We start from the raw sequence: 9,345 nt of genomic DNA, 5'->3' as shown, positions 1-9,345 counted from the left end.
CCTGTAAAACTCATCAACTCGTTAAAATCACAGCTGTCCAAAGAAGTGAGAAATACATATAGAACACACGTTGAGAAATACCTATGGGGAGATTCACCCTTCTGGAGTGCAAGTTACTTCTGTGCCACTACCGGAAGTGTTTCTCTTGATACTGTCAAGAAATACATTGAAGATCAACGAACAGAGGAACACAAACGCAAATACATTAAGACGGGGAAATACAAAAAGAAAAGCTAGTGCGATTCATCCCACAACCGACTTCATCGGAAGGGGTTTTCTCGCACGATATTTATGAGTTTTTCATAATCCTCTTCTGCCACCGATTCACACCATTCATTACTTGTCTCCTCGCCTTCTATCTCAATGGCAAGATGTGAGAACCATGAGTCAGCAGCTGCACCATGCCAGTGCTTTACATTAGCAGGTATATTTACTACGTCCCCGGGATGAAGTTCTCGTGCTTCTTTTCCCTCTTCCTGGTAAAATCCTCTGCCTCCGACACAGATAAGCATCTGTCCTCCGCCACTCTTTGAATGATGGATATGCCAATGGTTCCTGCATCCGGGTTCAAAAGTCACATTGTAAATAGGAATCTGTTCTGTAGAAACCGGTGCAAGATAGCTCTGTCCATCAAAATACTGAGCATAGGCATCATTTGGATTCCCTATGGGGAAGAAAATAGTATTCTGATAACGATCCTTGTCTGTATTCTCAGTGACAGGCTCATTATATACTTCTTTTGCCAGATTAAATACAGCCCATGCCTTTGGCCATCCGGCATAGAAAGCCACATGCGTGATAACAGCAGCCATCTCTTTTTGAGTAACGCCATGATTTTTAGCATTCATGATATGATACTTTAAGCTACTGTCAGTTATTCCTTGCGCCATTAGTGCCACAACTGTAGTGATACTCCTCGTCTTTACATCAATATCCTGATTATTCCAGTTCTCTCCAAATAAAACATCATCATTAAAATGCGCAAAATCCGGTGCAAATTCTCCAAGCTGTTCCCTTCCTGCTGTCTGTACAATCTTTTCGCTCATATTCCTCACTCCTTCTATTCAAGCCCTAATACAGTAAATGCTGAGATAAGTAGCATTGAAATTATTTTCTTCATCAGGCACCCTTTCTTATTTTCTTATGAAATCTTTATCCTTATCCGGCATACTGTTGTCAGAGACATACCTTTCTACAGTCATATGAAGATCATATTTTTCGCGAAGCTCCATGATAGTCTGCATCATAGGTGAAGCATGATGGACATCAATAGACTCCTGATCTTCCCAACTGTCTATCAGAAGAATTGTCTCAGGGTCATCCAAAGACTGATAATACTCATACTTAAGATTGCCTGCCTCATTTCGTATTTTTTCAACCGTTCCGCTTTTTGTCATTTCCTCTGCAAATCTTTTTGCAGCACCATCTGTTCCTTTATAACGTAAGTTAACTGTAATGCTCATCATGAACCTCCAATCACAGTTTTTCCTTAAAGAAGTTCTCCAGCTTGTCAAAAGGAATATAATCCTTATCTCCGCCATCATATAGATCAGTATGTACTGCATCAGGGATTATCATTAGTTCCTTGTTATCTGCATACTTGCTGTCTTTGATCATATCTGCATAAGCATCCTTAGAAAAATAGCAAGAGTGCGCCTTTTCTCCATGAACAAGTAAAACAGCACTCCTTATCTCATTAGAGTACTTAAGGATTGGCTGATTAACAAAAGACTCACAGCCAATAACATTCCATCCACCGTTGGAATTAAGGCTTCTCTTGTGATAACCTCTGTCAGTCTTGTAGTAGTCATAATAGTCTTTTACAAAGAAAGGTGCATCCGAAGGCACTGGATCTACTACTCCACCGCCAAGCTTATATTCGCCAGCCTTAAGGTCTTCAAGTCTCTGAGCACACATAGCTGCTTTTTTCTGATATCTCGCTTCTTCACTGTCCTCGGAATCAAAATATCCCTTGGCATTTACCCTTGTCATGTCATACATTGTTATAGCTACCGTAGCTTTAATTCTTGTATCAAGAGCTGCTGTGTTTACAGCCATTCCTCCCCAGCCACAGATACCGATGATTCCGATCCTGTCAGGATCTACCATTTCATTTAGTGATAGAAAATCAACTGCCGCCATGAAATCTTCTGTGTTGATATCCGGAGATGCCATATATCTCACATTTCCTCCGGACTCTCCTGTGAATGACGGGTCAAATGCTATGGTCAAAAAGCCTCTTTCTGCCATTGTCTGTGCATAGAGTCCTGAGCACTGCTCTTTTACTGCACCAAAAGGTCCGCATACAGCAATTGCAGAAAGTTTACCTTCTGCATTCTTTGGTACATACATATCTGCCGCAAGGGTGATTCCATATCTGTTTACAAATGTAACTTTGCTGTGGTCTACCTTATCACTTTTCTTAAAGGTCTTATCCCAATCGGTTACAAGGTTTAGTTCTTCTTTTCTGATCATTTTACATTCCTCCGTTTTAATCATTTCTCTTTTTGAATCTGTCGTATCAAAAAATCCATGTTGTCTACTTTTTTCTGGCTGTCATGAAGTTTATCCATGAGGTGACATCGGCATTTCCTGAGATCTCGAAGAAGTGTATCTGTATCCCCTTCTTCATACATCTTTTTCATAAAGCTTATTTCTTTCTCATTGCAGCCCATGTCTGAAAGGCTTTCAAGAATCTTTTCTGTATCCATCTTTTTTGCTCCTTCTGATTTCATAGTAAATCCTTGACCGGATTCTCGCTAATGAATAAAATAAATATCATGATATTCACTTTTGGAATAACACTTAACCAGTCAGCTTTATGGAGGTTTTAATGGAAATAAAAAATCTCAGATACTTTCTTGCAGTTGCAAGGGAAGAAAATATGTCAAAGGCTGCTGAGCTGCTTCATGTATCGCAGCCTACTCTTTCAAAGACATTAAAAGCATTAGAGGAAGAACTTGGAAAAAAGTTATTTGTCAGGCACAGCTTCAGTATTTCACTTACTGATGAGGGGATGCTTTTGCGTGACCGCGCTCAGGATCTTGTGGCCATGTCAGATAAAATCGAACAGGAATTTAACTCCCTGGATGATATAACAGGTGGATATATATATTTTGGACTGGCAGAAAGCTATCAGATCAGATACCTCGCCAGAGAGATTTATAAGTTAAAAGAAAAATACCCTAATTTCACTTATCATATAACAAGCGGAGATACTGAGCAGGTTACTGAAAAGCTTGATAAGGGCCTTTTAGACTTTGCTGTACTATGTGAAACACCTGACAGCAATAAATACGAATATGTAAAATTTCCTGAAGCTGATGTGTGGGGAGCAATCATATCTTCATCCCATCTCCTTGCAAAGAAAAAATCCATTCGTGTATCCGACCTGACAGGACAGCCTCTGTTTGTCTCAGAACAGAGCTGGAACAATGAAATCAAAGCATGGGCCAAAGACAGATATCCTGAACTAAAGCTTGAGGGTTCCTTTAGACTTTCTTATAACGGCTCTGTATTTGCAAGAGAAAACCTTGGAATACTTCTTACATTTAAAAATCTGATAAATACTGAAGGAACTGACATGGTATTCAGACCGCTTTCACCTGAACTAAAATCAGAGCTGTATCTGATATGGAACAAGTATCAGACCTTTACTCCTATTGCGGAAAAATTTCTGGAGCAGATAAAAAAGACTTTCAAGTAATTTTCATGAAGGTCACAGCAGTATGAAGCTATGACCTTCTATGCTTTCCATTAGCCTTATACTTCTCCTTTAACATTTTCTGGTAATCTTCTCTGGATACTAAGTCATGAATAAAGATACCTGTTTAATTTACGAAGGTGCGTTTATAAAGTCGAGTGGTATTTCGATGACAAGGGTATCAGTCAGGCTTATGAGTACTTTTTGAAAGCGTCTGCTGTTCAGAAACGTAAGTTTCTTATCCTTGTAAAGAAACTTGCCGACTTTGGTACCATTTACGATAAAACCAAGTTTCGGAATGAAGGCGATGATATATACGCTTTTAAGCCTCAGCCGGACAGATATCTTTGCTTTTTCTTCACAGGAAAGAAGATTATTGTCACAAATGTATACCATAAGAAATCAGATAAGCTGCCTCCAAACGAAAAGTCCACTGCGCTAAAGAACATGGCAGCGTATAAAAAGGCAGTTGATGAAAAGAATAAGAATGGAAAAGGGGAATAATGCAATGAAATCCACTTTTGATGAATTTATAACTGATGATCCCAAGCAGAAGGCTTTGTTCGACAAGGAATATGATGATTTCCTTCTCTCCGAGTTTATCATACAAAAAATGGAAGAAGAAAATCTCTCAGTCCGTACACTTGCACAAAAGGCTTCTGTCTCTCCTACCGTGATTCAAAAGCTTAGAAACAATGAAAGCGCCGAAAAAATCACCTACAGCACTTTTATGTCAGTAATCCGATCTCTTGGATACAAAATGCGTCTTGAAAAACTATAAAATATCTTCCCCCGAATAAGCACACTCTGCCTATCCGGGGGATTTTTCATTCACCTGTAATAAATCTTTACGCTTTATGCCAATCTTTATGTATATTCGTTTGCCGTGATAATCTTGCTGCTTCAGTTCCTTAATCTCGCGAACTCCTCAGGCGTAAACTTGATTCCGTCGATCACAAATGCCGGAGCATATCCATTGTCTTCGTCCTCAATGATATGGATCACTCCCTTATCACCTATGCTGTATATATGTCCATCCTTCATAAGAAGCATAAGACCGTATAATGTCTTGGCAAGCGCATCAAGTCCACTGAAATAAGCGTCTGTGAATAAGAGCTTTGGTATTCTGTAAAAGGCAAGCATCTCGGATTGTAAATATAACACACCTATTTTGAAAAAAGAATACTCAAAACCTACCACTTTTCTACCAAAAACCTACTTTTTTCAAAAATTTGTATCATCCGCAGTAGATCTGTATCGCCCGGTGAGTAAATTCAGCAGTTCCTTCTCCGCCCATCTTATTAATGTTCTCGGTGAATTCTCCGCCACCGGCATACATCTTACCAAGTCCGGAAAGAATCTCATTAGAACACTTATAAAAATGCTCGGTAATAAAGCTCTGCAGCTTCCTTACCTGGTCCTGTACTTCTGCAGAAGCAGGATCCTGATCCTTCATAGCTCCGAACTCTTCAAAGATTTTCATAAAATCGGCCATCATACTTTTTTCTTCGCTCCTTGACCGCTTACCGTTCTTCTCTTCGAATTCCTTATATTCCGGAGTATTACCCCATCGTTCTTTCGCACGCTTAGCGTATTCGTCTAATTTACTTGAATCAAATGCTGTAAAATCCAAATGTCTCACTCCTCTCAGTTTTAAACCACGGCACATACTGATCAGATTTTCGATATGTTCCTTCTTTAATTCAAGAAGTTCTATCTGCTGATCAAGTGCCAATCTCTTGTCAAAATCAGATCTGGTTACGATATCCTTGATATCCTTAAGCGAAAACTCAAGCTCACGAAACAGTAAAATCTGCTGAAGTCTCTCCAGCGCCGCATCGTCATACAGCCTGTATCCGGACTCGGTATACTCCGCCGGTTTTAAGAGTCCTATCTTATCGTAATACTGCAGCGTGCGTATACTCACTCCTGTCAGCTTACTCACTTCATTTACTGTCTTCATGGCTATCATCTCCTTCACGTGTGATTACATCATAAACTATTACGTTGCGTCATAGTCAAGCAAAAAATATATAATTCTGCAAAAAAAGATCGGCATCAAATCCATTTCTGAATTCTTTGCCGATCCTCTGCTTTTCTTAAATATAACTTACTGTTTCTGTAAGCTCCTTCCTGCTGTTATGATTATCAAGCGGTCCTGCGCCATCTGCCGCATATCCAAGGTCAAGCAGCATCAAAATCTCTTCATTCTCAGGCAAACCAAAGTCTTTGGCGAGCTTATCTGGATCAAAGAAATTTAGCCAGCAGCTGTCTACCCCGGCATCAGCGGCAGCCAGCATGAGATGTGTTGCCACAATTGACGCGTCCTCCACTCCGGAATCTCTCTTGCCACCCGGATATGTAAATACATTGTTTTTATCAAATGTTACAACAAGAACAGTCGGTGCTCCATAACGGCAAGGCGTTGCCTTATCGATCTTAGCCAGGTTCTCATCAGTCTCAACAACATAAATATGCTGTTCCTGAAGATTCTTTGCCGTAGGTGCAAGCCTTCCGGCCTCAAGGATGTCATTAAGCTTTGCCCTGTCTACTTTTCTTTCACTGTATTTCTTACATGAATAACGGTTCTTTACTACTTCTTTGAATTCCATGGTAACTCCCCTTTCTTTACTCGTCTTCTTCCCATCCCTTGCACACATCGCACCAGCCCTCGGCTCCGGTAACAGCTTCAAGCTCTGATGGTGTTACCTTAACAGAAGTAAATTCATTACCTCCTGCAGGATGGACATATTCAAATCTCTTCATGGATACATCCAGCCAGATAGGGATGTCATCAGCCACAGCAAAAGGACATACTCCGCCTGGCTGGAATCCCGTGATACTCTCTACCTGATCTCTGGGAATCATGTGTGGCTTGGTGTGAAATAGTGATTTGAACTTAGAACTATTAACCTTACCATCGCCTGCCATTACCACAATTACAGGCTTTTCATCTACAACAAAAGACAATGTCTTTGCAATCTCCGATTCGGTACAGCCTATCTGCTGTGCTGCATGTTCAACTGTATCAATCGTTTCTGTATGTTCAGTAAGCCTGTCACCAAGATTATTGGAGACAAGAAACTCTTTGACCTTTTCATTGACCATTTTGCTTACCCCCGATCATTTCAGAAGCTTGGAAAATTCCAATGCCTTCCCTACATCACCGTCAACCTTAAGTTTACCGATAGTAAAAGCTGCTACAGGATCTAACTTGCCACTGATAAGCTTATTAAAATCATCTGACTTGATTGATATAGCGCAGTTCCTGTCATGGTAATCGTAAGGCTCTATATTGATCTTGTGATCCTTAACTTCAACATAGAACACTCCGGGATCTTGATCTGTCAGATTCACCTGAACAGCAAGAAAATCCACATTTGAAACATCGGCATTTTCTGCCAGCTTTCTAAGTTTAGTAACTACTGTATCACGCTTCATATTCGTCCTCCTCAGAAAAAAACTGTCTCTTTTACCATTATATAGTTAGTAGCGCTTACTCTGCATATGTATTTCCCTATGGCTGATGATAGCCTGGGGTTATATCAGAATTATCACCTAATATTCTTGACTGAAGAATACAAACTTCAGCACCGGCATCCATTATCTTCTTAAAGGCCGCCTTTTACCCATTTATCTCTAAAACAACATCACCATTACCAAGAATCTCTGTCAGCTCTTCCTCAGATAGATCAATATGCCCAAGCTTCGTATATGCCCAGGAATTTGAGCCATAGAAAACAACAATTTGATTGCCCGAATAAAGCACAATATCCCCAAACTCTGTTGTGATCTGCTTGTCATCCCGGCTTATGCTCTGCCCTATCGAGCCAACCTGCTCAAAGCCACCATACATTGACATATCTACTTTGAGAGGACAAATTTCCTTCAGTTCCTTTACCGAGGCATTATCTTCCCATGTAACCGGCATTTCTTTTCCATCAATAGAAAGTGTCATAGCTGTCTCTTTTACCTCCTCTGTAACAACCTCTCCGGTCCAGTCGATGATTGTTACATCTGATTCAGTTTTAGCTCTGCAGCCTGTCAATACCATGGCTAGCGTAAGTATCGCCAAAGCTAAATTCCTTCTTTTCACTTAATGATCACCCCTCAGTCAGTTTCTATGCAAACACTCCAAAAGAGTATCTTGGTCTCCTATTCTGTTCCATAGGCGTAATTCCCACCAAGGCCAAGAAGCATTATTCTGTTTCCAAGTCTTTCGTTGGTTCTGAGGAAGTCGTATTCCTCGGATTTCATTAGCTGTTTAAAATCCATTATTGTAATCTATCCTCTGTAAGATATGATCTCAGTACTTCCATAATTTCTTTGTTACGTTCAAGCAGGTTGTAAATGCCATCTTCAGACAGAACGCCTCTTTTCAGATCCTCAGGGAAGAGGCCCTGTTCCTCAGACTCAAGATCTTTTCTCCACTGCTTACTTCCATAGTAGTCAGAAAGCTTCTGTATATCATCCTGCATATGCTGCAGATCAAAGATGCTTGCCTCCAGAGTGTTAAGTGTCTTGGTTGCCTGCTGGAGTATTGATTCCATTTTGTTAAGATTCGGCGGAACAATATCTCTTTTCAATCGCTTAGAAAAATGATTTTTCTTATGATCATATCTCTGTGCTGCATTCTCCGGAAAAAGAAGTATGCCTCTACTCTTTAATAGTTCTGCAACACGCGCATGTGCCTCGTCGTCTGAATAACCTTCCTTCATCTGTTCCTTATAGATAACATACATCAGGTTGGTGCATCTGGCTTTCGAATTCTTTTTGAGATCTTCAAAGCGTTTCATTTTGGGTGGTGATTTCTTTTTGCTCATGTTAGTGACAATCCTTCTGGTTTTTACAACTAAATCTCCAGCTCTTTCTTTGCACAACACTTTTTATACTTTTTTCCCGAGCCACATGGACATGGATCATTCGGATAGACTTTATGTCCAACTTTTTCTCTATCCTCAAACATTTTTATTCTACGATACTCTGTCTTTAGGTTTTTGAGCTGTTCTCCCTTGCTATCATGCTCTTCCTGCTGCCTGAGCACAGCCTCAACAAGTATTTCTTTCTCCTTAGTATAAAAGCTTAGTTTTGCCTCATCATCCAGTTTTGCAAGTTCTTCACTTTCCTCGGGAGACAACTCTTCTCTTCCGGATTCCTCTTTCTGTTTATTAGCTCTATCCACGATATGCTGCAAGTTTTCTCCATACTCTGTGTAAGCATCTAAAAGGCGCTTAGCCAAATCCGGATAATTACTGAGTTTATCCATCAGTTCATTCAATTCACCATTTGCATTTACACTATTTGAATCCTCATTTTTCATTTCTCATAACCTCAGTAAATAGCTATCTGTGTCATTTTCTGACACTTGCTTTGGGTGTGAACGATATATTCAAAACCATATCCATCCCATCCGCAAGTCTCTGTAATAGTTTAATAGACGGATTTCTTGTTCCATTCTCCAACTTGCTGATCTCAGTCTGAGCGATTCCGGTTCTCTCAGCAAGTTCTTTCTGTGTTATATTCTGTGAAATGCGAGCATCTATGATTGCGCGGATCACATTCATTTCCGGTTGGATTTCCTCATATGCCTTTGCAAATTCCGGATCATTCATCTTTTTTGTTTTATACTCTTTAAGATTCAT

17 protein-coding genes are annotated in these 9,345 nt (G+C 40.1%); 4 read left to right on the top strand and 13 right to left on the bottom strand.

Going from position 1 to position 9,345, the window contains the following annotated elements:
- Nucleotides 1-237 (top strand): transposase (locus T356_RS20760; RefSeq protein WP_197020880.1); only part of this gene is annotated, 237 nt, incomplete at its 5' end.
- A 23-nt stretch (nt 238-260) separates the two neighbouring features.
- On the opposite strand, the gene T356_RS0105660 is transcribed toward T356_RS20760, so the two are convergent.
- From T356_RS0105660 to T356_RS0105645, 4 genes are all read right to left on the bottom strand, one after another.
- Nucleotides 261-1,046, bottom strand: coding sequence for a carboxymuconolactone decarboxylase family protein (locus T356_RS0105660; RefSeq protein ID WP_026513651.1), 786 nt, complete (start codon nt 1,044-1,046; stop codon nt 261-263).
- Between the two features lie 87 nt (nt 1,047-1,133).
- The gene (locus T356_RS0105655; RefSeq protein WP_026513650.1) at nt 1,134-1,463 is read right to left on the bottom strand and encodes a putative quinol monooxygenase; all 330 of its coding nucleotides are present in this window, start codon (nt 1,461-1,463) and stop codon (nt 1,134-1,136) included.
- Nucleotides 1,464-1,476: 13 nt separating this feature from the next.
- Nucleotides 1,477-2,475, bottom strand: a complete 999-nt coding sequence (locus tag T356_RS0105650) for an alpha/beta hydrolase (protein WP_026513649.1) — start codon at nt 2,473-2,475, stop codon at nt 1,477-1,479.
- A 20-nt stretch (nt 2,476-2,495) separates the two neighbouring features.
- Nucleotides 2,496-2,711, bottom strand: coding sequence for a hypothetical protein (locus T356_RS0105645; RefSeq protein WP_026513648.1), 216 nt, complete (start codon nt 2,709-2,711; stop codon nt 2,496-2,498).
- A gap of 122 nt (nt 2,712-2,833) precedes the next feature.
- Between T356_RS0105645 and T356_RS0105640 the strand changes: the two genes are divergently transcribed.
- From T356_RS0105640 to T356_RS0105630, 3 genes are all read left to right on the top strand, one after another.
- The gene (locus tag T356_RS0105640) at nt 2,834-3,706 is read left to right on the top strand and encodes a LysR family transcriptional regulator (RefSeq protein WP_026513647.1); all 873 of its coding nucleotides are present in this window, start codon (nt 2,834-2,836) and stop codon (nt 3,704-3,706) included.
- Nucleotides 3,707-3,907: 201 nt separating this feature from the next.
- Nucleotides 3,908-4,207: a type II toxin-antitoxin system RelE/ParE family toxin gene (locus tag T356_RS18515; protein ID WP_051563181.1), complete on the top strand. Its 300-nt coding sequence runs from the start codon at nt 3,908-3,910 to the stop codon at nt 4,205-4,207.
- Entirely contained in the window at nt 4,176-4,484 is a 309-nt protein-coding gene (locus T356_RS0105630; protein WP_197020879.1) for a hypothetical protein, read from the top strand. Before T356_RS18515 ends, T356_RS0105630 begins: the two co-directional genes overlap by 32 nt.
- A gap of 122 nt (nt 4,485-4,606) precedes the next feature.
- Here T356_RS0105630 and T356_RS21815 read toward each other — a convergent pair whose 3' ends face one another.
- The 9 genes from T356_RS21815 to T356_RS0105580 all read right to left on the bottom strand — a co-directional run bounded on the left by T356_RS21815 (nt 4,607) and on the right by T356_RS0105580 (nt 9,345).
- Nucleotides 4,607-4,747, bottom strand: a complete 141-nt coding sequence (locus T356_RS21815) for a DUF7713 domain-containing protein (protein ID WP_442856031.1) — start codon at nt 4,745-4,747, stop codon at nt 4,607-4,609.
- 193 nt (nt 4,748-4,940) lie between these two features.
- Complete coding sequence (locus T356_RS0105620) at nt 4,941-5,666, bottom strand: MerR family transcriptional regulator (RefSeq protein WP_026513644.1); 726 nt, start codon at nt 5,664-5,666, stop codon at nt 4,941-4,943.
- A gap of 136 nt (nt 5,667-5,802) precedes the next feature.
- Entirely contained in the window at nt 5,803-6,315 is a 513-nt protein-coding gene (locus T356_RS0105615) for a nitroreductase family protein (RefSeq protein ID WP_026513643.1), read from the bottom strand.
- Nucleotides 6,316-6,331: 16 nt separating this feature from the next.
- Nucleotides 6,332-6,811, bottom strand: a complete 480-nt coding sequence (locus T356_RS0105610; protein WP_026513642.1) for a YbaK/EbsC family protein — start codon at nt 6,809-6,811, stop codon at nt 6,332-6,334.
- Nucleotides 6,812-6,826: 15 nt separating this feature from the next.
- Nucleotides 6,827-7,144, bottom strand: a complete 318-nt coding sequence (locus T356_RS0105605) for an SCP2 sterol-binding domain-containing protein (RefSeq protein ID WP_026492917.1) — start codon at nt 7,142-7,144, stop codon at nt 6,827-6,829.
- Nucleotides 7,145-7,328: 184 nt separating this feature from the next.
- A complete protein-coding gene (locus T356_RS0105600) occupies nt 7,329-7,799 on the bottom strand; it encodes a cyclophilin-like fold protein (protein WP_242846564.1) in 471 nt (156 codons plus the stop codon).
- A gap of 178 nt (nt 7,800-7,977) precedes the next feature.
- Complete coding sequence (locus T356_RS21475) at nt 7,978-8,526, bottom strand: DUF4298 domain-containing protein (protein ID WP_242846563.1); 549 nt, start codon at nt 8,524-8,526, stop codon at nt 7,978-7,980.
- A 29-nt stretch (nt 8,527-8,555) separates the two neighbouring features.
- Nucleotides 8,556-9,023 carry an SEC-C metal-binding domain-containing protein gene (locus tag T356_RS21470; RefSeq protein WP_051563176.1) on the bottom strand — a complete coding sequence of 156 codons (468 nt, stop codon included), beginning with the start codon at nt 9,021-9,023 and terminating at the stop codon, nt 8,556-8,558.
- 31 nt (nt 9,024-9,054) lie between these two features.
- On the bottom strand, nt 9,055-9,345 hold the full coding sequence (locus T356_RS0105580; protein WP_026513639.1) for a helix-turn-helix domain-containing protein: 291 nt from the start codon (nt 9,343-9,345) through the stop codon (nt 9,055-9,057).

This window comes from Butyrivibrio sp. LB2008, from assembly GCF_000621565.1.
Taxonomy (GTDB): Bacteria; Bacillota; Clostridia; order Lachnospirales; family Lachnospiraceae; genus Butyrivibrio.
The sequence above is the reverse complement of the archived record's forward strand: the minus strand, read 5'-3'. Positions and strand labels throughout refer to the sequence as shown.

Bases quoted from the DNA above. Each gene is read 5' to 3' on its own strand.
- T356_RS0105655 (WP_026513650.1), bottom strand. From the start codon at position 1,463: ATGAGCATTACAGTTAACTTACGTTATAAAGGAACAGATGGTGCTGCA.
- T356_RS0105660 (WP_026513651.1), bottom strand. From the start codon at position 1,046: ATGAGCGAAAAGATTGTACAGACAGCAGGAAGGGAACAGCTTGGAGAA.
- T356_RS0105620 (WP_026513644.1), bottom strand. From the start codon at position 5,666: ATGAAGACAGTAAATGAAGTGAGTAAGCTGACAGGAGTGAGTATACGC.
- T356_RS0105615 (WP_026513643.1), bottom strand. From the start codon at position 6,315: ATGGAATTCAAAGAAGTAGTAAAGAACCGTTATTCATGTAAGAAATAC.
- T356_RS0105580 (WP_026513639.1), bottom strand. From the start codon at position 9,345: ATGAATCTTAAAGAGTATAAAACAAAAAAGATGAATGATCCGGAATTT.
- T356_RS21470 (WP_051563176.1), bottom strand. From the start codon at position 9,023: ATGAAAAATGAGGATTCAAATAGTGTAAATGCAAATGGTGAATTGAAT.
- T356_RS21815 (WP_442856031.1), bottom strand. From the start codon at position 4,747: ATGAAGGATGGACATATATACAGCATAGGTGATAAGGGAGTGATCCAT.
- T356_RS0105630 (WP_197020879.1), top strand. From the start codon at position 4,176: ATGAAAAGAATAAGAATGGAAAAGGGGAATAATGCAATGAAATCCACT.
- T356_RS0105640 (WP_026513647.1), top strand. From the start codon at position 2,834: ATGGAAATAAAAAATCTCAGATACTTTCTTGCAGTTGCAAGGGAAGAA.
- T356_RS0105650 (WP_026513649.1), bottom strand. From the start codon at position 2,475: ATGATCAGAAAAGAAGAACTAAACCTTGTAACCGATTGGGATAAGACC.
- T356_RS21475 (WP_242846563.1), bottom strand. From the start codon at position 8,526: ATGAGCAAAAAGAAATCACCACCCAAAATGAAACGCTTTGAAGATCTC.
- T356_RS0105610 (WP_026513642.1), bottom strand. From the start codon at position 6,811: ATGGTCAATGAAAAGGTCAAAGAGTTTCTTGTCTCCAATAATCTTGGT.
- T356_RS0105605 (WP_026492917.1), bottom strand. From the start codon at position 7,144: ATGAAGCGTGATACAGTAGTTACTAAACTTAGAAAGCTGGCAGAAAAT.
- T356_RS0105645 (WP_026513648.1), bottom strand. From the start codon at position 2,711: ATGGATACAGAAAAGATTCTTGAAAGCCTTTCAGACATGGGCTGCAAT.